Consider the following 23,871-nt stretch of genomic DNA (forward strand, 5'->3'; position numbering starts at 1 on the left):
CTGTTGTTATCCCGGAAAATCTTACTCGGCAGCAAGCTGCGGCGGCAGCCAGCGTTCAACCTGATCGCCAACACTATCAAGGCCACCCATCAGGTTTGGTACGGTTACATGTGACGGCTTTGGCTGATCAATCAGACCACGAAGGGCTTCGGCCATCTGCATCGGCGGACGCCCGCCATCTTCGGTCAGCATTTTGACCAGACCAAGTTTTTCGGCAGCCGACGCGCGAACATATTGTTCAAGCCGCGGCACGGTTCGCGGCACAATGATTGCCGGTTTGTCAAAGGACAGGATTTCACAAAACGTGTTGTATCCACCCATTGCGATCACACCTGCGGACCGATCCATCAGCATTTCAACATTGGCATCGAAGGTAATGACCGAAAGCTTGTCGATCTTTTCCGCGCGTTCCATGAACGCCTGCTGGTCATTTGGTGCCATGAACGGCCCCAGCACGACAAGCGAAGGAACAGGAATATCAGGATCGGCCTCATAGGCACTGATCACCCAATCAACCAGATTAACCCCGTCCCCGCCACCACCGGTCGTGACGAGATAATAGGGTTCCTCAAGACCAAGCGCGCCATGTTCCGGGGTCGGTTTGCGCGTCGCGGTACGCGGTAAATATCCGGTATAGGTCATTTTTTCTTCGACACCCGGCGGCAGATCAATGCCTTCAAGCGGATTGCAAATGTCTTTGAGGCCATAGACCCAGATTTCGTCGTAAAGGTCGGCCAGAGCCGGAACGCATTTTTTGCGATCCCATTCTTCACGCAGATTGACCGGGTCATCCATCACGTCGCGCAAGCCCATGACAAGGCGCGTGCGACGGTGGCGCAACATCTGAAGTGTCGATTCAACTTCACCGCGCAAGCCAAGCGGTTCCTTGTCGACGATGAACAGATCGGGATTAAACACATCGGCGGTATGCTGAATAATGGATTCACGCATCGCCAGAGTCTGATCGACGTCGATATTCAGATTAAGCGATGTGTATTCACCATTCGAGAGCTTGATCACGCCCGGAATACGCACAAAATCGACTCGTGAACGGAATTCGAAACTGCCGATGATCGGCGATCCGGAAAGGATCAGCACAGACACATCGTCCCGACGTGAAACAAGCGCATGCGCAATGGTCCGGCAGCGGCGCAAATGGCCCAAACCGAATGTATCGTGGCTATAGATCAGAACACGATAGCCGGTATTCCCCACGATCGACATATATCCGCCCGCTCTCGTAGTGTCCCTCGATACCTTCTCAACCCGATATAGGGTGACACGATATCGCCCGTTGGCAAGCATTTCCGTATTTTACGGTATTTCCAACCTGCCATCGGGCTATTGCTCTCATGCCGATGCGATATCTTGCAAGACTTTTTCGAGCAGGGCTTCGCGTTTTTCGTTGCTGTCGAGTGCGCGAAGTTTTTCAGAAAGTTCTGTAACACTATGGGCATAGCGGTTGTGCCAGTCATCACGGGACATCTCGCCAACAGGCAGGCGCGGTTTGAATTCGGCCTGTTTTGCCTGCCCGCGTTTGAGCGTCACGGTGTCATCAAGCATCGGGAGTGCGATTTTGCTTTCTTCGATCCCGTTATTGATCATGGCCTGTTGCAAAGCGGCGCGCGCCCCGTCTTCGCCGTGGGTCAGGAAAATGCGCCGCGATATCGGCATCCTTTCCTTTGTCCAGCGCAGCAGCATGTCCTGATCGGCGTGTCCGGAATAGATATCAAGCGTCCTGATCCGGGCGTGCACATCGACTTCATCACCATGAATGCGGACATGCTTTGCCCCGCCCTGCAGCACACGGCCCAACGACCCGGCAGCCTGAAAACCGACCATCAGCACCGTGCATTCCGGCCGCCACAGGTTGTTTTTCAAATGATAGCGAATGCGCCCGGCATCGCACATGCCACTTGCCGACAAAATGATCGCGCCGCTTCTTACCCGTGCCAACTGCATGCTTGCCTCAACATCGGGCACCATATGAAAATTGGGATGGGCAAGGGCACGTGCATCATCATGGGAGAGATGTTTGGCAAAAACCTCGGTCGCGCGCTGGGCCAGCGGGCTATCGACAAAAACATCCGCCTTGGGAAGTTTTCCACGATTAAACAGGGTCGCCAGATCGACAAGCAGTTCCTGTGTACGAGCCACCGCGAAACTCGGGATTACAAGATTACCGCCGGCCTGAATGGCTTGGCGAACCTCGACAGCCAGCATTTCGCGGCGCTCTGCGTCGCTGACTTCGGGGCGATTGCGATCCCCATAGGTGGATTCAACAAACAGATAATCGATGTTTTTCGGCCCCTCGGGAGCATCGTTAAACACCGCCTCACCCGTACCGATATCGCCGGAAAACAGCAGTCGCAGGGTACGTGGCTCACCGTCTGGGGCCTCATCATCCACTTCGATTTCTATCGAAGCGGATCCCAAAAGATGCCCGGCATCCCAGTAGCGCGCCCGTAAGCCCGGCAGAACTTCACGCCATTCATGATAGTCGACGGGTTGCAACCGTTTGAGAGTCTTTTCCGCATCTTCACGGGTATAGATCGGGGTGACTTCCGGTCGGCCGCGCCGAACATTGCGGCGGTTAAGGCGTTCGACCTCGGTTTCCTGAATGTAACCGGAATCAGGCAGCATATAGGTCAGTAGGTCGCAGGTCGGTTCCGTCGCATAAATCGGCCCGTTAAAACCTGCCTTTACCAGTTTGGGAAGTAAGCCGGAATGATCGATATGCGCATGGGTCAAAAGCACGCCACGAATGTCAGCAGCCTTGAACGGGAAAGCCCCATAGTTCAGTTCGCGAACTGTCTTGCTGCCCTGAAACATGCCGCAATCGACAACGATGTCGCCACTGTCGGTGCGTAGTAGATAACATGAACCGGTGACACCACCCGCAGCCCCGCAAAAAGTCACTGATACAGTCATCCGCTTTCCACCCCTGTTCCGTTGTTTTGTTAAACATCACCGGAAAAGGATGCAAATTCCATGATCTGGATCAGTTTTTAAAATGCCTGCAAACCACCGAATGGCAGATAGAGTACCTGATCACCCTTTCTGACCTGCCCGCAATCCTCGGCGATTTCGATCAGGCCTTCGGCCCACACCATCGAGGATAACATGCCGGAACTCGCCGAATGGTAAGGCATGGCAACCCATTGCCCATCGTCATCCTGCACCAGACGGGCGCGCAGCCATTCGCGGCGCCCCGTACCACGGTTGAAGTCAAACCCTGCAATGGCCGGCAATCGCAGGGGCGCACAAACGTCGTCCGATGCCCCCATCATATGAGAAAGAAGCGGCATGGCATAAAGCAGCCCGGAAACCATCACCGAAACCGGATTTCCCGGCAAGCCGATAACAACACAATCCCCAATACGACCGCGCATCAAAGGTTTGCCAGGTTTGATTGCCAGCTTCCATGCCTGAATTTCACCAAGACTATCGACAACAGGCTTCAACAAATCCGCCTTACCAACAGATACCCCACCCGATGTCATGATGACATCATGTGTTTGGGCAGCCCCCTTTAAGGCGGTTTTCAACACATCAAAATCATCAGCCAGAAGGCCAAGATCAGTAACCATGCACCCGCAAGCGCGCAGCATGCCGATCATGGCAAACCGGTTAGAATCGTAAACGCCGCCGGGCGGCAGCGGATCTCCGGGCTTTGCCAGTTCATCCCCGGTCGAGAAAACGGCAACCGACAAGGGCTTAGACACCAGCACTGACTGATACCCCTGCCCGGCGGCAACCGCGATATCCTGCGGGCGCAAGCGTTTACCGGCTGGCAGGATAACCGCACCAGTCTCAACATCTTCGCCGCGACGACGGATATGTTGATGCTGGCGGGTCTGTGCGACCACATCCTGCGAAACGGTCAAAAGCGTTTCATCGGCATTCGCCGTGACATTTTCCTGAATGATGATGCAATCTGCGCCCTCAGGAATGGCAGCCCCCGTCGCGATGCGGATTGCCTGCCCGCGCGGGATTTTCCCCGTAAACGGCTGCCCCGCCAGCGACACACCGCCGACAGTGATTTGCACATCCACTTTACCGACAAGTTCCTGCAGGTCGGCATGATAGAATGCATATCCATCCATTGCCGAGTTATCCGCAGACGGGACGTCGACCCTGGCAACGATATCCTTGCGCAGGATCGCCCCATAACAATCAGTAATAGGAGCCTCAATTACCGGTGCACGAACAGCGACTTCGTCAAATGCAATACGCAGCGCATCTTCAAGCCGCGTCAGTCCCGGTTGGTGGCAAATATCTGAATTGGCAGGATTATTTTGTGACGTGGTCATCAGCAGCCTGTCGAACTTAACGGGATCATATAGCGGCGATAGTGATCCGGCGGAACGGGAACGTCAATGGCGCGACGACGCGCCATCATGCCCCGGGCGGGATCGCGAAATCGCCCGACTTAACATAATCACCGGAACGACACCGACAATGACGATGGTCAATGCACCAAGAGCTGCCTGTTCGATCATTTCATCCTTGGCGAACTGATAGACATGCGTCGCCAGTGTTTCGAAATTGAACGGCCGAAGGATCAGCGTCGCCGGGAGTTCCTTCATCGCGTCCACAAAGACGAGAACCGCCGCTGCCAGAATCCCGCCGCGCACCATCGGAAAATGAATGCGCTTCAATGTTCCCCAAGGGCTTTCGCCCAATGTGCGGGCCGCGTCATCCATGCTTGGTCGGACCTTGCCAAGCGCAGCCTCAATAGAGCCATAGGAAACCGCCATAAAACGCACAGCATAGGCAAAAACAATGGCAAAGACCGTCCCGCTCAGAAGCAGGCCGGTAGATATGCCAAACGTTTCGCGCATCATGGCATCAACCGCATTATCAAACCGCGCAAACGGGATCAGAACCCCGATCGCCAGAACCGCCCCGGGCACGGCATAACCAACCGATGCCATGCGAATGCAGAACCGCAGAAGAGGTTGCGGGAAAAGACGCAAAGCATAGCCAAGGAACACAGCACAACCAACCGCAACAAAGGTTGCAAGACCCGATACCAACAAACTATTGCCAGCAAATTCAAAGAAATCGGCGGTCCAGCTTTGATCAAAATAGCCAACGGAATAATAGACCAACACCAATGATGGGATCACAAAACCCAGGACAATCGGCAGGATGCAGACAGACAGCGCAAAAAATTTGGCGACCGGACCAAGCTCATAACCCGGTAATTCCTGAAAGCGGTTGGTCGTATCGTGGAAACGCTGGCGACGGCGCGAATAACGTTCAGCGACGATCAGGACAATCACTACCGCCAGCATGGTCAGCGCGATCTGGGCAGCTCCGCCGGCATTTCCCATACCGAGCCAGACATTAAAAATACCGGCCGTCAGGGTATGGACAGCAAAGAAATCGATGGTCCCGAAATCATTCAAGGTTTCCATCAGCGCAATGACGACACCAACCACGATAGCCGGACGCGCCAAAGGCAAGGCAACCGTTACGAACGAGTTCCAGGCCGAACGCCCGAGAACACGTGCAGCTTCGAGAACACAGACCGACTGTGCCAAAAAGGCCGCCCGGGCCAGCATGTAAACATAGGGATACAGCGTCAGGCTAAGCACCAGTATCGCACCACCCTTGGTCCGGATATCAGGAAACCAGTAATCACGCGCGGTTTGCCAGCCGAAAATCTCGCGCAGAAGGCGCTGCAACGGACCGGCATATTCCAGAAGATCGGTGTAGACATAGGCAACAATGTAGGCCGGAACTGCCATCGGAAGCAGCATCGCCCATTCAAAGAACCGTTTGCCCGGCAGGCGACACATGGTTACGACCCATGCCGCCGAAACACCGATCAACGTCACGCCAATACCAACCCCCAGCATCAGGATACCGGTATTTTTAAGGTATCGTGGCAACATGGTCGAAGCCAGATGCGGCCAGATGTTCTCCGTCGGGAACAACGCCAGATAAACAACCGCAATCAACGGTGTTGCGACAAGAAGTGCGATAATAAACGCCCCGGCCAGCCAAAGACCTGATTGGCCGCGCGGCAGCCAGCGCATGGAGGTTCCAAGCGAACGTTCGCGCAACGGATCAAGCGTCTCGGTTACGGCAGAAGGCCGGATATCGCGATCGTCTTCGGTCTGGCAGGAATTGTTCACGCGAGTTGCGCCCTATTCGTTAAAGCCGACTTCGTCGATCAGACGAATGGCCGCACCACGGTTATTGGCAACTTCGTTAAGCGGCAGGGTATCGGATTTGAAGGTGCCCCAGGAACGAACCATTTCCGACCAAGCCACCCCCGGCTTGACCGGATATTCAAAGTTCACGTCTGCATACATGTGCTGCGCCTCGTCCCCGGACAGGAATTCGACCAGCTTGATCGCATTTTCCTTGTTCGGCGCATTCTTGATCAGGGCCACACCCGAAATATTCACATGCGTGCCGCGGTCTCCCTGATTGGGGAAAACAATCCGGACATCCTTGGCAGCATCGGCTTTGTTTGGATCATCAAGCATCTTGCCGTAATAATAGGAATTGCCGATTGCCAGATCGCAAACGCCTTGGGATACTGCCTCGATCTGATCGATATCCGCCCCTTGCGGTTTGCGCGCAAGGTTGTCCTTCAGTCCCTGAAGCCAGGTTTTTGTATATTCCTCGCCATGATGGGCAATCATAGAGGCAACCAGTGCGATATTGTAGACATGCATCCCGGAACGCACGCAAATACGTCCCTTCCATTCCGGATCGGCAAGTTCTTCGTATGTCGCAATGGCGTCGGGCTTCACACGGTCAAGCGACGTATAAAGGACACGCGCACGGGTGGTCAGGCCGACCCACAGGTGATCCTGATCACGAAACTGTTCGGGGATATTGGCATCAATCATATCGCTTTGAAGCGGTGTCGCGATATCGGCATCAACGGCGTCCTGAATACGACCAATATCAACAGTAAGCAAAAGGTCGGCCGGACTGTTACGGCCTTCATGCTTAATGCGTTCAACCAGACCGCTTTGGGAAAACAGTGTGTTGACCCGAATGCCGGTTTCCTTGGTGAATTGTTCGAACATTGGTTCGATCAGGAAAGGCTGTCGCAGCGAATAGACATTAACTTCCTCGGCAGCATTCGCATGAAATGCCGTCAATCCGACCACCGCGCCCATCATGCCAAAGACCTTGTTGCGCAGTGAAGTCATCATGAATCTCCTGAAATGGTCGCAAAGGGTGAAGGCAAGTAAGAATGATTTGTACTCGCTGCCCGGGAAATTAAAGGGCAGCCGCCCTGTTTTGCAAGAGCGAATAGAACATAACCGCCTTGTCGGCCTCCTGCCTCTGCACGGAGCCGGACCCGTTTTGCCAACAAAAAAAGGGACGGTAATGGTTACCGCCCCTTTCCGGAATTATTCGAAAAACGAAAATTCAGTTATTCGTCGTAGCCGACCTGATCAACCATGCGAACCGCATCGGCACGCAGACGGGCGATTTCGGCCAGCGGAAGCTCGTCAGCCTTGAAGGTGCCCCACGACTTTACATAGTCGGACCATTCAACACCCGGCTTGACCGGATATTCATAGTTCACTTCGGCGTAGATTTTCTGCGCTTCGTCATCCGAAAGGAATTCCATCAGCTTGACAGCGTTTTCCTTGTTCGGTGCACCCTTGATCAGGGTCATGCCGGAAATGTTCATCGACATGCCGCGACCATCCTGATTCGGGAAAACGATGTTTACCGATTCAGCCCATGCACGCTGTTCCGGATCATCAAGCATCTTGCCATAGTAATAGGTATTGGCGATGGCAACATCGCATTCGCCTTCCTTGATCGCCTTGACCTGACCGCGATCATTGCCCTGTGGCTTACGTGCAAGGTTTGCTTTCAGGCCCTCGAGCCACGTTTTGGCTTCTTCGGCACCATGATGGGCAATCATCGAGGAAATCAGGGCAACGTTATAGTCATGCGAGCCTGGACGAGTGCAAACGCGACCCTTCCATTTCGGATCAGCAAGATCTTCGTAGGTGGTGATTTCACCTTCAGCGACACGATCCTTGGAGGCATAAAGCGCACGACCACGCTGGGTCAGGGCAAACCACTGATCGTTTTCATCGCGCAGATGGGCCGGAATGTTGGTTTCGAGGACATCACTGTCGACGGCCTCTGTAACACCCGCATCAACGGCTTCCTGAATTCGGCTGATATCGACCGTCATCAGAACATCGGCCGGGCTATTGGCCCCTTCCTGCTTGATGCGTTCAACAAGACCTTTTTCGGCGAAGATCACATTGACCTTAACGCCAGTTTCCTTGGTGAAGCTTTCAAACAGCGGTTCTACAAGAAAAGGCTGACGCAAGGAATAAACGTTAACTTCCTGTGCCGACGCAGCCGTAGCAGCAACGGTGGCGGCTCCCAACACCGTACCGCAAATAATCTTTCTGATGTCCATGTGAACGTTCCCCGTTGAAATCCATGAAATCCGCATGCATCTGCAAATCAGTTGCAAACGCAAAGATGCAATTAAGCGCCCTGCGCCACGATTTCAACTGAGATCGTCCTAATTCAACCCAGCGATGTGATGCATTTCACATATAGAAATATCGGCCCATTCCCAAAGATTGTAGCAATCCGGAAAATGCAACCTAAAGCAAGTTGAACGAACCCTTACTTGCGCCTTTCCAAGCATCAAGGAATTCCTGATAGGCTAGAATATCGCCTGCGCGTTCTTCAAGCCATGCAACGGTCAGATTGATAGCATGATTATAGCCGTCATGGTCGCTTAGACCAGTGTGAAGCACATAGCGCAGATAAAGAAGATAGGTGTTCAGGACATCGGTTTCGCAATAACGACGAATGCCTTCGATTTCGCCATTGTCATACATGTCCGAGACCTTGCTGCCATCAACGCCGGTCTTGCCGGGAAGATCAAGGGCGGCACAGACCTCGTTCATTTTGGTTCTTGCAGATGCCCCATAGTCGGAAAGAACTTCGGCAAGATCACAATGCCAGTTCGGCGCATAGCGCGATGTATAATTTTCCCATTTATTCGCCGACTGATGTAGCCAGCGCGCAGACACACCATGCTTCATCGCGCGATACTTCAAAACCGGCAGATCGAACCCGCGTCCATTGAAGCTGACCAGCCTGGGATACAGCTTGCCGCAATAGGCAAAGAAGCCGTTCACGAGATCCTTTTCCTCGCTGGTCAGATCGCCACCGGAACGCAGTTCTTCAATCTCGTAGGTTTCCAGATTGCCATCGCGTTGTATCGTCGCACGCAGGAAGCTGATGGCAACGACCTTGTGAAACGGCTGGCGCGGGAAGCCGTTCCGGCCATCGGTGATATCAAGGTGATATTTTTCAAGCATTTCACGCCCAGTCACTGGATCAGGTGCGGTTTCACCGGTCAGTTGCGGCAAGACATCGATATCGGGAACGGTTTCGATATCAAAAACAAACAGACTGTCATGTGTCATGGTGCCCCCCGGCAGAAATGCGTTTCGCGCAGCATAAACATGCTTGGCAGAAGTTTCACGAACTTCCGGGCAAAATTCATCCTCGCAATCACATCCGCACTGACATCTCCTGACACGGCTGTCAGGAGATGCAGTTTAGACTTCAAATCATTATGGCACATCACAAGTCCGGCAAATGTCGGCAAGCAGGGTTGCGTCACCTTTGACCCCAAGGTTAAACTTCACCCCACCTGTATCAGGGGCAAAGTCCAGTCAGGGGATCGAGCACACAACCACTGGTGACATGGCGGCTCAACCGCCGGACATTGCATTTGATGCGCTTCCGGACCGTAGAAGATAGTCAAAGGGAAAAGTGATGAACATCCTGCCTACCGGAGCCGCAATGCTTATGGCCGCTGGCCTCGCATTCTCTACCTACACAAGCGCACAGGCACAGGATGCCAGTTGCGAGATCGACCGCCCGGTGATGTTCGCCGGACTGAATTATGACAGCGCGCTTTTCCATAACGCGGTTGCGCGCTTCATCATTGAAAAGGGCTACGGATGCAAAACCGACGCCCTGCCCGGTGACGTCATTCCGCTTTTGACCGGTGCGGGCAAAGGCGACATCGATGTCGTCATGGAAATCTGGCGCGACAACGTCGCTGACGCATGGAAAAAGGCCGAAGCCGCCGGAAATGTAACTCAGATAGGTGTGAATTTCGATGACGCCGTCGAAGGCTGGTTCGTGCCGCGTTACGTTATCGAAGGTGACAAGGAACGCGGGATCGAGCCGATGGCACCGGATCTGAAATCCGTCGATGACCTGCCGAAATATGCCGATCTGTTCGAAGATTCCGAAGAACCGGGTAAGGGCCGTTTTTATAACTGCCCGGCAGGCTGGGTGTGCGAAAAGGTCAATTCGGGGAAACTCGCGGCCTATGGCCTGAATGACAGTTTCACCAACTTCCGACCGGGCACCGGTGCCGCACTTTCCGCGGCAATCGCGTCCGCACACAAGCGCGGTGAACCGGCACTTTATTATTACTGGGGACCGACTTGGGTGATGGGTCTTTATGACAGCTATCGCCTTGAAGAACCTGCATATGATCAGGCGATTTTCGACAAGCTGAAAACGGATGAAAATCCGACAAAGGCCACAGCCTATCCGGAAAGCACGGTCACAGTCGGGGTGAATACGGAATTCATGAAATCAGCCCCCAAACTGATCGAATTCCTGACACATTATGAAACCAGCAACGCCATGGTTTCGGAAATGCTGGCCTATATGCAGGAAAACGGTGAAAAACCCGAAGATGCGGCCCTTTATTTCCTGAAAGAAAAGCCGGGCGTGTGGAAAGCATGGGTGCCGGAGAAAGTCGCAGAACGGGTTGAAGCTGCGCTTTAACGACACGGGTAGCAACACCTGATCGCTGTGCGATCTTTTAGATATCGATCACAGGGCAGATTTCGATCTGCCCTTTTTACTGCCTGTTTGCTACCGGTTCCGGGGGCCGTCTTGTCACCTAGTTCACGGAAAACCGATCCAATCCGGTCGGCGGTCTGGGGTCGACTTCTTCGGTATCCATCAGGCGGGCCACGTGCTGCAGTGATGCGAGAATACGGCTGCGTTCGTTCTGATCGAGTCTTTCATAACGCTGCATGAATTCACCATCCATCAGCGGTGGCGTATCACTTAGAACCGCAAGTCCTTTGTCAGTCAAACGGCTGTTGACCACCCGTTTATCATCGGCATTTCGGGCACGCTCGATAAAACCGCGTCCTTCCAGCCGGTTCAGGATCGTCGTTACGGTCGCCTGACTCAGCGATACATGACGGGAGATCTCCTTGACGGTCACTGCACCAAGTTCCTCGATCGCCAGAAGCACGACGAGTTGCGGAACCGTAAGACCACAAACCTTCATCACATGTTTTGAGTGCAGATCGGTTGCACGAATGATCTGCCGCAGAGCAACCAAAACATCAAGAAACTCGCGTCTTTTCTGCTGATCCGAGATCATGTGCGCAATCCTCTCTGTCATATTATCCGCCCAACTTAGCGCCATTATAATTTGACATCAAATGTTTTGATCTGTAACTATCAGGTTACAGAATGTGACGAAATTGGGGGAGCAGGCGCGATCCGGCGCAACGATCACACCTGTCTCGACATGACATTTTCAATGGATGGCATCGCGCGGTTTCCGGAACCCGGGATACACGCCGCCTGTTGTCCGATAACAACAAATGACAAGGGCCAATGACCGATAAAATCGTTGTAAAGGACCTTTATAAAGTCTTTGGCGACCGTCCCGATCAAGCCATGCAGATGATCAATGACGGGATCGACAAAGCCGAAATTTTTGACAAAACCGGACAAACCGTTGGCGTTTGTGGTGCCAGCTTCACTGTTCGGGAAGGCGAGATTTTTGTTGTCATGGGGCTTTCGGGCTCCGGTAAATCGACGCTGGTTCGACTGTTAAACCGCCTGATTGAGCCGACGTCTGGCCAGGTGCTTTATGACGGCGCAGATATAGCAGCCATGAGCGACGAGGAACTGCGTGAACTGCGCCGCAGGGATATGTCCATGGTATTCCAGTCCTTTGCCCTGATGCCCCATATGAGCGTCGTCGACAACGCGGCCTTTGGTCTTGAGCTGGCCGGAGTTGCCGAGGAAGAACGCCATCAGCGCGCCCTGAACGCGCTTGATCAGGTGGGACTGAAAGCACAGGCGAATTCATACCCCGACGAGCTTTCAGGCGGCATGCAGCAGCGCGTTGGCCTTGCCCGCGCTCTTGCCAATGATCCGTCCGTCATGTTGATGGATGAAGCGTTTTCCGCCCTTGATCCACTGATCCGAACCGAAATGCAGGACGAGCTTCTGACCCTGCAACGCGAACACAAGCGCACCATCATCTTTATCTCGCACGATCTGGATGAAGCGATGCGCATCGGTGACCGGATCGCAATCATGGAAGGCGGCATTGTCGTACAGGTCGGAACGCCAGAGGAAATCCTCAACAATCCGGCCAATGACTATGTCAAATCCTTCTTCCGTGGTGTTGACGTATCAACAATTCTGACGGCCAAGGATATCGTCGTCAAACGGCAGGTTACCGTTATCGAACGCGAAGGCGTTGGTCTTAAAACAGCCCTGAACCGCCTGCGCAACGAAGATCGCGAATATGGTTACATTGTCGGCGACAAGCTTGATTTCCACGGGATTATTTCCGTCGACAGCGTCGATAAAGCAATCAAATCAGGGGCTGACAAACTTTCCGCAGCGTTCCTGCCGGATATCAACGCGGTTGCCCATGACACACAGCTTTCCGATCTGATCGGAACCGTAGCCCATACACCTTGTGGCGTACCGGTCATTAATGAAAACGGCAAATATCTGGGCGTAATCAACAGGGCCAATCTTTTGGCGACTCTCGACCGCGAAGGAGATGGCGCAAATGGCTGACAACAGCAATCCATGGGGTGCCGCCACCGATAACGGCGCTGCAGACGCAGCAAAAGACGCAACCACATCGGGGGCTGCCGATGCTGCCCAGAGTGGTGCCTCCAACCCGTGGGGTAGCGGTGCCTCTGATACGGCAGGCGACTGGCTTTCCAATGCCGCCCCTGCCCCGGAACAGCATTTCGACATCCTGCATCCGTTTCAGGATGCGGTGATCCCGCTTGATATCTGGGTCAATCAGGGATTGGAATGGATTGTCGATAATTTCCGTAGCGTCTTTCAGGCGATCCGCTGGCCGATTGATGCGGTTTTGTCCGGTGTCGAGGCCGGTTTACAGGCAACGCCGGCAATTATCGTCATTGTCATCCTGTCGCTGATTGCGTGGCAGGTTGCGGGCCGTCGCCTTGCCATCGGAACGCTGATTTCGATGATTGCCGTCGGCCTGATCGGCGCATGGTCGGAAGCCATGGTGACCCTGTCGCTTGTGATCACGTCGGTTCTGTTCTGCGTGGTGATCGGCCTGCCGACCGGTATCTGGCTTGCCCGCAACGAGCGGGCATCAAATACCGCTCGCCCGATCCTTGATGCGATGCAGACGACACCGGCATTCGTTTACCTTGTCCCGATCGTGATGCTGTTTGGTATCGGCAATGTGCCGGGCGTGGTCGTGACGATCATCTTTGCCCTGCCGCCTCTGATCCGCCTGACCATCCTTGGTATCCGTCAGGTGCCCGGCGATCTGGTGGAAGCTGCACGTTCCTTTGGCGCCAGCCCGAAACAGCTTCTGTTCCGTGTCCAGCTTCCGCTCGCCATGCCGACAATCATGGCCGGCGTGAACCAGACCCTGATGCTGGCCCTTTCGATGGTGGTGATCGCATCGATGATCGCGGTTGGTGGCCTTGGCCAGATGGTTTTGCGCGGCATTGGTCGCCTTGACATGGGCCTCGCCACGGTTGGCGGTGTCGGGATCGTGCTTCTGGCGATCGTGCTGGACCGCATGACGCAGGCCCTTGGTCAGGATAGCCGCAGCAAGGGCACCCGTCACTGGTACGAGAGCGGCCCGGCCGCACTTATCCGTTCCCTTATGGGCAAGAAATAGCCGGCACGCCGGTTTGAAAACAAGGGCAGAAAACTGCCCCAATCAACCAACAAGGAGAAGCTAATGACGATCCTGAAGAAACTTTCCACCGGTGCCGCGATTGCGGTGACCAGCTCGTTTCTGATCAGCGGTGCTGCATTCGCCGACGATATGAAACCGGGTGAAGGCGTTGAAGTCCAGCCGCTTAAAAGCTCGATTGCCGAAGAAACATTCCAGACCGTTCTGGTGATGAAGGCACTTGAAGAGCTTGGCTACGACGTCAAGGACATCCAGGAAATCGAATATGCGGCTGGTCACGTTGCCATTGGCAATGGCGATGCAACCTTTTTGGCCGATCACTGGAACCCGCTGCATGCCGATTTCTACAAGGCAGCCGGCGGTGACGAAAAAATCTATCGCGAAGGTGTTTATTCACCGGGTGCGTTGCAGGGTTACCTGATCGACAAGAAAACCGCTGATGAACACAACATCACCAATATCAGCCAGCTGTCTGATCCGGAAATTGCCAAGATTTTCGACAATAACGGTGACGGCAAAGCCGATCTTGCCGGCTGCAACCCGGGTTGGGGCTGTGAAGGTGTGATCGAACATCACCTTGATGCCTATGACCTGCGTGACACGGTAGCCCACAATCAGGGTTCCTATTCGGCCATCATCGCCGATACCATTACCCGTTACAAAGCTGGCGAGCCGATCCTGTATTACACCTGGACCCCGTATTGGGTTTCGGGCGTTCTGGTCCCGGGCAAGGACGTGACCTGGCTGCAGGTTCCGTTCTCATCCCTTCCGGGTGAAAACAAGGATGCCGACACCGCCCTTCCGGACGGTTCGAACTATGGCTTCCAGGTGAACAACCAGCAGATCATCGCCAACAAGGCATGGGCCGAAGAAAACCCGGCCGCGGCGAAGCTGTTTGCCATTATGGAACTGTCGGCCAACGATATCTCGGCCCAGAACCTTCGTATGCGCGATGGTGAAAAGTCGGCCGAAGACATCAACCGTCATGCCGATGCCTGGATCAAGGCAAATCAGGCAAAATTCGATGGCTGGCTTGAAGAAGCGCGCAAAGCTGCGATGTGATCGTCTCGAAGATCACGAAATGTGCATTCGATGACGAATGGAACACCCCGCACCCTCGGTGCGGGGTGTTTTCTTTTCGGTACCATTACACAAAACTGTCAGGAGATGTCAGGCACCCAAGCATTTAATCGTGCGTTGGCGGGATCATATTGCTAGGCTCCTACGTTCATTGGTTTTCTGAACACAACCGGCCGGACGCGCACGATGTTTCCAGAACAATTGAATGTGCCCTTGGGCAAATGGGTCAATCGCTTTGTCGACTGGCTGGTGGTGAATTATGGCGACGCGTTCGAAGCGTTTGCCGACAGCCTGCTGACAGTACTGGTCTGGCTGGAACAGATCCTGCGCGGCACTCCCTGGTGGATCGTTGTGATTGCCATCGCCGTGATCGGGTTTCATGCCAGTCGCAACTGGAAAATTGCCGCAGGGCTTGCGATTGCGATGGTCGCCATCGGGTCACTGGGGCTTTGGGATAAGGCGATGCAGACCCTTGCCCTGATGATCGTTGCCACGGCCCTTTCCGTTATCATCGGTGTTCCGGTCGGAATTGCCATGGCAATGTCAAACCGCCTGCGCGCTGTGATGCTGCCGATCCTTGATACCATGCAGACGATGCCGAGTTTTGTGTATCTCATCCCTGCCCTGATGCTGTTTGGGCTGGGAAAGGTTCCGGCAATCCTTGCCACCTTGATTTACGCAGCCCCGCCGGTCATTCGACTAACCGATCTTGGCATCAGACTTGTTGATCCCGAGGTACTTGAAGCATCCCGGTCATTCGGGGCCAATCGCAGGCAAATTCTGTGGAAAGTACAGCTTCCCCTTGCGCTGCCCAATATCATGGCCGGGATCAATCAGACGACGATGATGGCGATTTCGATGGTGGTGATTGCATCCATGATCGGCGCGCGTGGACTTGGCGAGCAGGTACTGATGGGCATCCAGCGCCTTGATGTCGGTGCGGGCACGGAAGCAGGCATAGCGATAGTGCTTTTGGCGGTTGTGTTTGACCGGATCGGTCAGGCCTATGGCAAGCGATCACATCGCAGCCACAAGGCGGAGGGAAAATCATGAGCTATATCGAAATCCGCAATATTTTCAAAATCTTCGGCCCCGATCCAGAAAAGTCGCTAAAGCTTGCACGAGACGGTGCAGACAAGGATGAAATACTTGCCCAAACCGGCCATACGGTCGGGCTGCATGATGTGTCTCTTTCTATAGAACGCGGTGAAACATTTGTGGTTATGGGACTTTCGGGGTCTGGAAAGTCAACTCTGATCCGCCATCTTAACCGGCTGATTGACCCGACATCCGGCGAAGTACTTTTTGACGGCACCGATATCCTTGCCATGAGCATCAATGAGCTGAATGCGTTCCGGCGAAAGCGGCTTGGTATGGTGTTTCAACGCTTTGGCCTTCTGCCACATCGCAGTGTGATGGATAATGTCGGCTATGGCCTTGAAATTCAGGATGTGGACCGCAACACGCGCGAGAATGCGGCACGCAACTGGATCGAACGGGTCGGTCTGGCCGGATACGAGGACAAGTTTCCCGATCAGTTATCAGGCGGGATGCAGCAGCGCGTCGGCCTTGCCCGCGCACTGACCACGGACCCCGAAGTTCTTTTGATGGACGAGGCATTTTCCGCTCTTGATCCCCTTATCCGCAATGACATGCAGGATGAACTGATGAAGCTTCAGGGAGAGCTTCACAAAACCATCGTGTTTATTACCCATGATCTGGACGAGGCACTTAAACTGGGCGACCGGATTGCGATCCTGAAAGATGGCAAACTGATCCAGATCGGTCGACCGGAAGAAATCATCATGCGTCCCGCTGATGATTATGTCCGCGCCTTTACCCGTGATGTGAACAGATCGCGTGTGTTGCGCGCCAAAACATTGATGCAACCGTTGGTCAATGGCGGTGAAGTTAATGCAAGCTGGCCCGAGATTACCGGTGATATGCGCCTTGAAGATATTCTGCCTGTGGCGCTGGCAACAGGCGGATCAATGGCGGTGATCAATGGCAAAAAGGAACCAATCGGGATATTAAGCAAGGAACAGGTGATAGCTGCGCTGGCAGCATAATTTTGTAATTAGTGGCTTATAATTGCTTGATAAAATTCTTATATTCAAACGAATATCAAAGATAAAATCAGGCGGAAACCACTGTTATGGCCACAAATTGAACACCGGCACCCCCAACATACTGCATGTCGTTTGCGAAAGAGATCGCACTGATTTGATGCCGGCATCCCTGCTTGGCTTCGACATCCGCACATCATCGATGGCAGATAAAATTCCACTGGATGCCGATACCATCTTACTTGATGTCGACCTTGGCAACGGTGAAAACATCGCCAAGCTTGCGGCATTCCGCAAGGCTGCCCCTGCCCGGTGCAAACAGATTTTCGCGATTACAAAAGGCAACCTACAGGAAGAATTGCAGGCAACTACCCTTGGCGCACGCAAGACAATCCACAGACCGGTAGGCGATGCCGGACTGGCAAAGATCATCGAAGACATTCGTGAAACGGCGGGGATACTCACCCCGACAGCCAGCAAGGCCGTCAACGGGGCCGCAAAAACACTTGAAAATACCTTCGCCCGGTTTACCACCAACAAACCGGTTGATCTTGGCGAGGTTGCGGCAACCGGCGAAGAAATCGCCAAGACCATTAGCAATATTGGCGTTAATGAATGGCTATCCACTGTACGGGCCTATCACCATACGACATTTCAGCACATTCTGATCGTAACCGGATTGGCCTGCGCATTTGCGACCAATATGGGGATGCGCAAGGCAGATATTGAAAAACTGACGACCGCAGGACTGCTGCATGATATCGGGAAGGTGGATATACCTGCGTCAATCCTTGATAAACCGGGCAAGCTGACAGCAGAAGAGTTTGATGTCATCCGCACCCATCCGGGGGCAGGATATAAATTTCTGGCCCGGCAGGACGGCATTGCCGAAGATGTTCTGGATGCCATCCTGCATCATCACGAATTTCTGAATGGCAGCGGGTATCCTGACGGTCTGGCAGGTGACCAAATTCGCGATCTGACGCGTATTCTGACCATCTGTGACATTATGGGCGCTCTGCTGGAACGTCGCACCTACAAGGAACCCTTTACCGTCGCGGAATCACTGGCAATTCTTTTACAAATGGCCAATGACGGCAAACTGGAAATGGTTCTGGTCCATGCCTTGGGCAGGACACTGGAAAAGAATGTCAATTCCATTCAGCAAACGCCGGATGAAAGCCTGATTGCCCTGGCACCGCTTTATCAGTCGCCCGTCGAAGCCCGATAACGCCCTATATCATGCACCATCGCCCGGTGCGCCTCCGCAGCCCGAGCAACATCTATCGAAAACAGCTCGACCAGTGCTGGTTGATCTTTGTCCTTTTCCGATAATACCGGCTGTTGCCCGTACAGTTCCCAGTCAATGTGAAGATCAGGGTCATTCCAGGCGATCCCGCGATCATGCTCGGGACTGTAATAATCCGATACCTTGTAAATCACGGTCGTATTGGGACGCATCGTGCGAAAACCATGCGCAAATCCTGGCGGAATCCATAGCTGATACCAGTTTTCTTCGGACAGTTCGATCTTGATATGCTGACCGAATGTCTGTGAATGCGGGCGCAGATCAACAGCGATATCCATGATCGCCCCGGTGGTCACGCGCACCAGTTTCCCTTGCGCGCGCGGTTCGGATTGATAATGCAAGCCCCGAATGGTGTTGATCGGTTTGCTGATCGACTGGTTTTCCTGCACCAATGTCACATCGCCAATTGCCGCACGAAATTCATCCTCGCGAAAGGTCTCGGCAAATGTCCCGCGCGGATCACGATGACGGTTCGGCACAAATAGCACCGGCCCGTCAATATCAAAGCGATCAAATTCCATGGCCTTGTCCTTTACTTCGTAATGGAAACGGGGAACCGCACCAATTGCCGTGGCACCCGCCACTTTCCGTTATGGGGCTTTGGGATCAGACGGACGAAAACGAGGCTGGCCTCGTCATCGATGGTGCTGAAAAGCCGATCCTGGCTGTCTTCGTCAATCATGGTGGCATAGGCGGCAAACGGGTCCCCCGGCCCGGCATCGGGATCAAGATCCTCATCAAGCAGAAACTTCGGCTCCGACCAGTTTTTCATATCCGGCGATGTCGAATAAAACATGCCGTGCCGATCCGTGCCGTCCTTGTTGCGCTGACGGTGCTGATAGATCGCGATGAAGGTATTTGTACCTTCATGCCTTACAAACCCGCGGATCGACGTAATTCCCTTGGGGCCGACGCGCGCGCAATCGGTTTGCTGTACCTGCCATCCCTGATCGGTCAGGTTTGCGGCCTCAACAAAGTCATTACCGTCCCATACCTGCCAGCTTGACGGATCATTGGCAGGTGCTCGCACCAGACAATTGCGCGAGTTTTTCCATTCCTCCTCGCGACGCCAGACAATCGCATACAGATAATTCTGCCAATTGATGATGTTGGTGACCGTCACATAGCTTGGTGCACGCTTCCGATCATCCCGATACGGTTCCGGCGGCGGGAAAGGTGCATGATGGGGCGGCTGACCAAGATAATCGAACGTTTTCCCACCATCGGTCGATTTCAGCGTCACCAATCCATTGATCCAGCAATCGATCCGCTTTGTCCGTCCCTTGCAGGGCATTTCGTGACGATACGGCATGAAACTGGCACTGCCGAGTGCGTAAACATTTCTTCCATCTTTGGTGTAAATTGCATGGATCCAGGTGCGATCATCCAAAAGATCGGGCTGCGCTTTCCCGGCGGCCATGAACCGGCTGTCACAATCGGGTTTCAGACTGTCAAAGCCATAACCAACAAAAGCACGGTTTTGGAAATTTGGCGCAAACAGGATCATGCGCCCCCTGTCATCACGAAATGCGCGCGCGGGCGCATCAGGCAAATGATGCGAATCACATCCCGCAACATCGCTATCAAAAATGGTCTTTTCCGGCCCGGTGACTTTAATTTCCAGCGCCGCAGAATTCGGTGATGAAAATGCAAGGATGCCGCCGCCTGACAGCACTGTTGCAATCAGGATCGTCGCGTAGCGGATATGCGATCTGTTTAACACTTATCCATCCATAGCCGTTCAAAATGAAAAGAAAACCGGGCATGACCGGAACTAGGAAACCGGCCATGCCCGAGCAGCATGGTTACGCCGCCTCAACCACGTAAGGGGTCGGGGTAGTGCCGAGGCGATGTGCCATGCCGTTTTCTTCGAGGAAGATTTTCAGTTCGCCAAACCGCATCTGGTAGGTTTCCTCGAAATGGCCGAAATCTGCCTGATCCCATGCTTCTTCGAAGGAAAATTTGTCGATATAGCGACCGTCGACATGCGGAATACCAAGCGTTTTGACAAACTCACGGGTCCGCGTGTCATAGGTGATGTAAAGGGCTGGCACTTCATTGGCGAGCGCCAGAAGATTGCCGTGCAAACGGAACCCGGTCACAGCATCAAGATGCCGCTCGGCTTCCTCGAAATCGGCCACCGTCTCGAATACTGCGAGTGACGATTTATAAATTTGCAATAACGGATCCGTTTCACCGTATAACCAGCCTTCTGTAATGAGCTGATTGACGGCCTTTGACATCACTTCATCCGCATTGGCAATCTGGTTGCAGCGCGCATAGAAGATCGCCTTTTCTTCCAGCTCGCCGGCACAAAGAAGTTCGGTTTGATATCGTTCGGCGAGTGTCCGAATCAGATATCGTTGAAACATGACGCATCTGGGTGTTTTGCGCCGCAGGGTAAAGCCAAGTTTTTTGATATCGGTCGACTTGAGACGCGGCAGCGTCAGTTTCGGTTTGCAGTGTCGAAATGCCGTCGGGCATCCAAAAATACGGACATTTTTGATCCCGATCGAATTCAACGCTTTTTTTGAAAGATGACCGCGCACGCCAAGAGTGGTTGAACGATGCGAAACGACCTGCAAAAAGCGCTTGGTCGATTCATTGACATATTCTTCCGAATTATCAGGGGTCTGCACACCAATCCCGAATGCGATAACCGGAACATTGGTCTGTTCCAGGACACGTGTGATCGGATCCCATTGACCGTTGGTATGAATATAGTTCGATCCGCGCAAAAAGATGTAGTCGAGCTGATTGATATTCTCGACCTGAGCCGGTGTCAGGTCGCCGCTAGCCGGGGCATAAATGGGTTGCAGTTCAGCATAATCGAGAATTCGCAGGGACGAATCATAGACAAAGCAATCACCGATATTGCTGAAATGCCGCGTTGACTTTTCGGGGGAACCGAAATTATGCGTTACCACTCCTACATTCTCGACAACTCTGCCTGCCGGCATGAGAACGCCGATACGAGGTTTCTGGCCAGTTGAGGGGATATTCTGGCTCATGTCTGGTACTCCTGCTGTGGCGGTTCGGGCCGTTTTCGATCCTTCTGAACCGCTTGCTCGTAATGAACGTTTCCTCCCTTTCTGGCGCGTGGGTGTTATGCGGCGTCAACCACCTGACGGGTTTTAAGGCTCTCTTCCCAATCAAGGGCGTGGCGCACAATCATCTCAAGATCATCATGTTTCGGCTCCCAGCCGAGCTTCTCGCGAACACGATCCGCACCCGCAATCAAGGCAGCCGGATCACCCGGGCGACGTTCAGCCAGTTTGACGGGGAAATCGACACCCGATACTTCCTTGACCGCTGAAATCACTTCCTTGACTGAAAAACCACGACCATAGCCGCAATTCATCACGTCGCTTTCACCGCCATTTTCCAGATATTCCAATGCAAGCACATGCGCATTGGCAAGATCTGAAACATGGATGTAATCGCGGATGCAGGTGCCATCCGGGGTCTCGTAATCTTCGCCATAGATTTCCAGATGCGAACGGACACCTGTTGCCGCCTGGCTGGCGATTTTGATCAGGTGGGTTGCCTTGCGTGATGTCTGCCCTGCCCGTCCTTTGGGATCGGCACCGGCAACATTGAAATAGCGCAACGCGACATAGTTCATGTCATGGGCAACAGATGCATCGGCCAGCATCTTTTCCGTCATCATTTTCGACGTGCCATAAGGCGAAATCGGTTTTGACGGGAAATCTTCAAGGATTGGGGTTTTGGCGGGTTCACCGTAAACACCCGCAGTCGAGGAGAAGATGAAATGCCGGATGCCTGCATCAACGGCGACCTGTGCCAGAGCTCGGGAATTCACCGTGTTGTTATAGTAATAATCAAGCGGATAAACCACCGATTCCGGCACGATGATCGATCCCGCAAAATGCATGATTGCCGTGACGTCGTGATCCGCAACAAGCTTGCGAACCAGTTCATAATCACCGCAGTCACCTTCGACAAAGGCAGCCCCGGCCGGAACGGCCCAACGATGCCCCTGACTGAGATTATCGAGGACGACGACCTTTCGCCCGGCATCCAGAAGTGCAAGCGCTGCGTGGCTACCGATATAACCTGCGCCACCCGTTACAAGTACAGTCATTGCCGCGTCTCCTTGTTATCGCTGTCCTTTTTCGGACATGCTTGTGGTGGCACAGTCATCCCGCCCGATACCGGTGCGGGATGACTGCACCGGGTTTGATCAGGCGACCTTGCGCTCGGGCTGAGCGTCTCGGGTCATTACATCGACCATTTTGTGGTCGATATTGTTTTCCGTCAGGAACGTTGCCATCTCGCGATAGGTCTGGAACCAGGCGCGATTGAATTTATCGAACAAATCCTGATTCCAGTAATCCTCGAGCACGAACTCCTTCTTCGAGAACACGTCATAGGACGGGATCTGATAGGTTTCGGCAAATTCGACTGTACGGCTGTCATAAGTGAAATAGATTGACGGAACACCGTTCGACAGCGCCATCAGATTGCCGTGCAGGCGATAACCCAGAACACAGTCTTTCTGACGTACAAGGTTTTCGTAATCAGCAACCACGTCGGAATAGAACATCTTGGAGCGATACAGGCGTTCCATCTCGTCATCCATGTACCACTTGCCGACATTCGGATTGCCACGCAGCTCGGCAATGGCCTGTTCTTTCTGTTCGTCGGTGCCAAAGACCAGTTTCTTTTCTTCAGGTTCGCCCTGTGCCATCAGTGTGACATTATCGAACCGGTGCGCGAGGTCCTTGACCAGATCACGGTGGAAGGTCAGATAACGTTCGATATTCTGTGCATAGGACGACGAAACTTCGCGGCGAAGCGTGATACCGACATTCTTGACCGTGTCGAGTTCCGGCAGCTTGATACGCATATTCGGATTGTTCGAACGGAAAGCAGTCGGGCAACCGACAATACGCACATTCCGAATGCCGATATCCCACAGAACCTGCGCGGTATAGGCACCACGCACACCGATGGATGTCGTCGAATCAGCCATCATATGCAGAACGGTTTTTGTCTGTTCGGACAGATTGATCTTGCCTTTGACCGGGGCCTGAGCGCCCAAGCCGAAACCGAGCACCGGCAGGCGTAAACGTTCAAGTACCTCAATGGTGTTGCGCCAGTCCATCTGGGAATGGATGTAATTCGACCCGCGCAGGAAGACATAGTCATATTCCTCGCGCAGTTTGTCGATCTGGGCCATATCCGGGTTGGCAATCTCGACAACGCCAAGCTTTTCAAAATTCATCAGTTTCAGCGACGAATCATATACGAACGCATCGCCAATATTGTGATAGTGATCGATATAGCGTTGAATCTGCTGATAATTGTACCAACGGACGCTGTCGTGGTCGTAGACTTCGCCCGATGGAATCATTACGAGAACGCGCGCCATAGTGTTTCTC

20 protein-coding genes are annotated in these 23,871 nt (G+C 53.6%); 7 read left to right on the plus strand and 13 right to left on the minus strand.

The genetic code is table 11. From position 1 onward, the window contains the following. Positions 1-21: 21 nt before the first annotated feature. The 7 genes from J7395_RS16240 to J7395_RS16270 all read right to left on the minus strand — a co-directional run bounded on the left by J7395_RS16240 (position 22) and on the right by J7395_RS16270 (position 9,452). Positions 22-1,224, minus strand: coding sequence for a glycosyltransferase (locus J7395_RS16240; RefSeq protein WP_062959718.1), 1,203 nt, complete (start codon positions 1,222-1,224; stop codon positions 22-24). A gap of 126 nt (positions 1,225-1,350) precedes the next feature. Then, entirely contained in the window at positions 1,351-2,931 is a 1,581-nt protein-coding gene (locus J7395_RS16245) for an MBL fold metallo-hydrolase (RefSeq protein WP_114110341.1), read from the minus strand. 77 nt (positions 2,932-3,008) lie between these two features. Beyond that, positions 3,009-4,313, minus strand: coding sequence for a gephyrin-like molybdotransferase Glp (glp, locus tag J7395_RS16250; RefSeq protein ID WP_209222402.1), 1,305 nt, complete (start codon positions 4,311-4,313; stop codon positions 3,009-3,011). Between the two features lie 63 nt (positions 4,314-4,376). Further along, positions 4,377-6,146: an iron ABC transporter permease gene (locus J7395_RS16255; protein WP_209222404.1), complete on the minus strand. Its 1,770-nt coding sequence runs from the start codon at positions 6,144-6,146 to the stop codon at positions 4,377-4,379. Between the two features lie 12 nt (positions 6,147-6,158). After that, positions 6,159-7,184, minus strand: coding sequence for a Fe(3+) ABC transporter substrate-binding protein (locus J7395_RS16260; RefSeq protein ID WP_348541237.1), 1,026 nt, complete (start codon positions 7,182-7,184; stop codon positions 6,159-6,161). 224 nt (positions 7,185-7,408) lie between these two features. Further along, complete coding sequence (locus J7395_RS16265) at positions 7,409-8,425, minus strand: Fe(3+) ABC transporter substrate-binding protein (protein ID WP_209222406.1); 1,017 nt, start codon at positions 8,423-8,425, stop codon at positions 7,409-7,411. A 193-nt stretch (positions 8,426-8,618) separates the two neighbouring features. Beyond that, the gene (locus J7395_RS16270; protein WP_209222411.1) at positions 8,619-9,452 is read right to left on the minus strand and encodes a 3'-5' exonuclease; all 834 of its coding nucleotides are present in this window, start codon (positions 9,450-9,452) and stop codon (positions 8,619-8,621) included. Between the two features lie 355 nt (positions 9,453-9,807). Between J7395_RS16270 and J7395_RS16275 the strand changes: the two genes are divergently transcribed. Then, positions 9,808-10,839 (plus strand): ABC transporter substrate-binding protein, encoded by a 1,032-nt coding sequence (locus tag J7395_RS16275; protein WP_209222414.1) that lies wholly within the window; start codon positions 9,808-9,810, stop codon positions 10,837-10,839. Between the two features lie 118 nt (positions 10,840-10,957). Here J7395_RS16275 and J7395_RS16280 read toward each other — a convergent pair whose 3' ends face one another. Next, a complete protein-coding gene (locus tag J7395_RS16280) occupies positions 10,958-11,452 on the minus strand; it encodes a MarR family transcriptional regulator (protein ID WP_062959713.1) in 495 nt (164 codons plus the stop codon). Positions 11,453-11,691: 239 nt separating this feature from the next. On the opposite strand from J7395_RS16280, the gene proV reads away from it, so the two are divergent. The 6 genes from proV to J7395_RS16310 all read left to right on the plus strand — a co-directional run bounded on the left by proV (position 11,692) and on the right by J7395_RS16310 (position 18,388). After that, a complete protein-coding gene (gene proV / locus J7395_RS16285) occupies positions 11,692-12,897 on the plus strand; it encodes a glycine betaine/L-proline ABC transporter ATP-binding protein ProV (RefSeq protein WP_114110349.1) in 1,206 nt (401 codons plus the stop codon). Beyond that, positions 12,890-13,993: a glycine betaine/L-proline ABC transporter permease ProW gene (gene proW / locus J7395_RS16290; protein ID WP_062949204.1), complete on the plus strand. Its 1,104-nt coding sequence runs from the start codon at positions 12,890-12,892 to the stop codon at positions 13,991-13,993. Before proV ends, proW begins: the two co-directional genes overlap by 8 nt. A 63-nt stretch (positions 13,994-14,056) precedes the next feature. Continuing rightward, entirely contained in the window at positions 14,057-15,073 is a 1,017-nt protein-coding gene (gene proX / locus J7395_RS16295) for a glycine betaine/L-proline ABC transporter substrate-binding protein ProX (protein ID WP_114110351.1), read from the plus strand. Between the two features lie 204 nt (positions 15,074-15,277). Then, entirely contained in the window at positions 15,278-16,144 is an 867-nt protein-coding gene (locus J7395_RS16300) for a proline/glycine betaine ABC transporter permease (protein ID WP_062959712.1), read from the plus strand. Next, positions 16,141-17,160: a glycine betaine/L-proline ABC transporter ATP-binding protein gene (locus J7395_RS16305; RefSeq protein ID WP_209222416.1), complete on the plus strand. Its 1,020-nt coding sequence runs from the start codon at positions 16,141-16,143 to the stop codon at positions 17,158-17,160. Before J7395_RS16300 ends, J7395_RS16305 begins: the two co-directional genes overlap by 4 nt. A 157-nt stretch (positions 17,161-17,317) precedes the next feature. Beyond that, a complete protein-coding gene (locus J7395_RS16310) occupies positions 17,318-18,388 on the plus strand; it encodes an HD domain-containing phosphohydrolase (RefSeq protein ID WP_209222418.1) in 1,071 nt (356 codons plus the stop codon). On the opposite strand, the gene rfbC is transcribed toward J7395_RS16310, so the two are convergent. From rfbC to J7395_RS16335, 5 genes are all read right to left on the minus strand, one after another. Next, positions 18,364-18,987 (minus strand): dTDP-4-dehydrorhamnose 3,5-epimerase, encoded by a 624-nt coding sequence (rfbC, locus tag J7395_RS16315; RefSeq protein WP_114121457.1) that lies wholly within the window; start codon positions 18,985-18,987, stop codon positions 18,364-18,366. The two genes, J7395_RS16310 and rfbC, sit on opposite strands and share 25 nt — an antisense overlap. Before the next feature lie 11 nt (positions 18,988-18,998). Continuing rightward, the gene (locus tag J7395_RS16320; protein ID WP_209222421.1) at positions 18,999-20,189 is read right to left on the minus strand and encodes a hypothetical protein; all 1,191 of its coding nucleotides are present in this window, start codon (positions 20,187-20,189) and stop codon (positions 18,999-19,001) included. Positions 20,190-20,271: 82 nt separating this feature from the next. After that, complete coding sequence (locus J7395_RS16325) at positions 20,272-21,477, minus strand: polysaccharide pyruvyl transferase family protein (protein ID WP_247742210.1); 1,206 nt, start codon at positions 21,475-21,477, stop codon at positions 20,272-20,274. A 95-nt stretch (positions 21,478-21,572) separates the two neighbouring features. Continuing rightward, entirely contained in the window at positions 21,573-22,571 is a 999-nt protein-coding gene (galE, locus tag J7395_RS16330) for a UDP-glucose 4-epimerase GalE (protein WP_062959708.1), read from the minus strand. Between the two features lie 99 nt (positions 22,572-22,670). Further along, entirely contained in the window at positions 22,671-23,861 is a 1,191-nt protein-coding gene (locus J7395_RS16335; RefSeq protein ID WP_114110357.1) for a polysaccharide pyruvyl transferase family protein, read from the minus strand. Positions 23,862-23,871: the final 10 nt, after the last annotated feature.

This window comes from Thalassospira sp. A3_1 (genome assembly GCF_017744215.1).
Lineage (GTDB): Bacteria > Pseudomonadota > Alphaproteobacteria > Rhodospirillales > Thalassospiraceae > Thalassospira > Thalassospira lucentensis_A.

Bases quoted from the DNA above. Each gene is read 5' to 3' on its own strand.
- J7395_RS16240 (WP_062959718.1), bottom strand. From the start codon at position 1,224: ATGTCGATCGTGGGGAATACCGGCTATCGTGTTCTGATCTATAGCCAC.
- J7395_RS16245 (WP_114110341.1), bottom strand. From the start codon at position 2,931: ATGACTGTATCAGTGACTTTTTGCGGGGCTGCGGGTGGTGTCACCGGT.
- glp (WP_209222402.1), bottom strand. From the start codon at position 4,313: ATGACCACGTCACAAAATAATCCTGCCAATTCAGATATTTGCCACCAA.
- J7395_RS16260 (WP_348541237.1), bottom strand. From the start codon at position 7,184: ATGATGACTTCACTGCGCAACAAGGTCTTTGGCATGATGGGCGCGGTG.
- J7395_RS16265 (WP_209222406.1), bottom strand. From the start codon at position 8,425: ATGGACATCAGAAAGATTATTTGCGGTACGGTGTTGGGAGCCGCCACC.
- J7395_RS16270 (WP_209222411.1), bottom strand. From the start codon at position 9,452: ATGACACATGACAGTCTGTTTGTTTTTGATATCGAAACCGTTCCCGAT.
- J7395_RS16275 (WP_209222414.1), top strand. From the start codon at position 9,808: ATGAACATCCTGCCTACCGGAGCCGCAATGCTTATGGCCGCTGGCCTC.
- J7395_RS16280 (WP_062959713.1), bottom strand. From the start codon at position 11,452: ATGATCTCGGATCAGCAGAAAAGACGCGAGTTTCTTGATGTTTTGGTT.
- proV (WP_114110349.1), top strand. From the start codon at position 11,692: ATGACCGATAAAATCGTTGTAAAGGACCTTTATAAAGTCTTTGGCGAC.
- proW (WP_062949204.1), top strand. From the start codon at position 12,890: ATGGCTGACAACAGCAATCCATGGGGTGCCGCCACCGATAACGGCGCT.
- proX (WP_114110351.1), top strand. From the start codon at position 14,057: ATGACGATCCTGAAGAAACTTTCCACCGGTGCCGCGATTGCGGTGACC.
- J7395_RS16300 (WP_062959712.1), top strand. From the start codon at position 15,278: ATGTTTCCAGAACAATTGAATGTGCCCTTGGGCAAATGGGTCAATCGC.
- J7395_RS16305 (WP_209222416.1), top strand. From the start codon at position 16,141: ATGAGCTATATCGAAATCCGCAATATTTTCAAAATCTTCGGCCCCGAT.
- J7395_RS16310 (WP_209222418.1), top strand. From the start codon at position 17,318: ATGCCGGCATCCCTGCTTGGCTTCGACATCCGCACATCATCGATGGCA.
- rfbC (WP_114121457.1), bottom strand. From the start codon at position 18,987: ATGGAATTTGATCGCTTTGATATTGACGGGCCGGTGCTATTTGTGCCG.
- J7395_RS16325 (WP_247742210.1), bottom strand. From the start codon at position 21,477: ATGAGCCAGAATATCCCCTCAACTGGCCAGAAACCTCGTATCGGCGTT.
- galE (WP_062959708.1), bottom strand. From the start codon at position 22,571: ATGACTGTACTTGTAACGGGTGGCGCAGGTTATATCGGTAGCCACGCA.
- J7395_RS16335 (WP_114110357.1), bottom strand. From the start codon at position 23,861: ATGGCGCGCGTTCTCGTAATGATTCCATCGGGCGAAGTCTACGACCAC.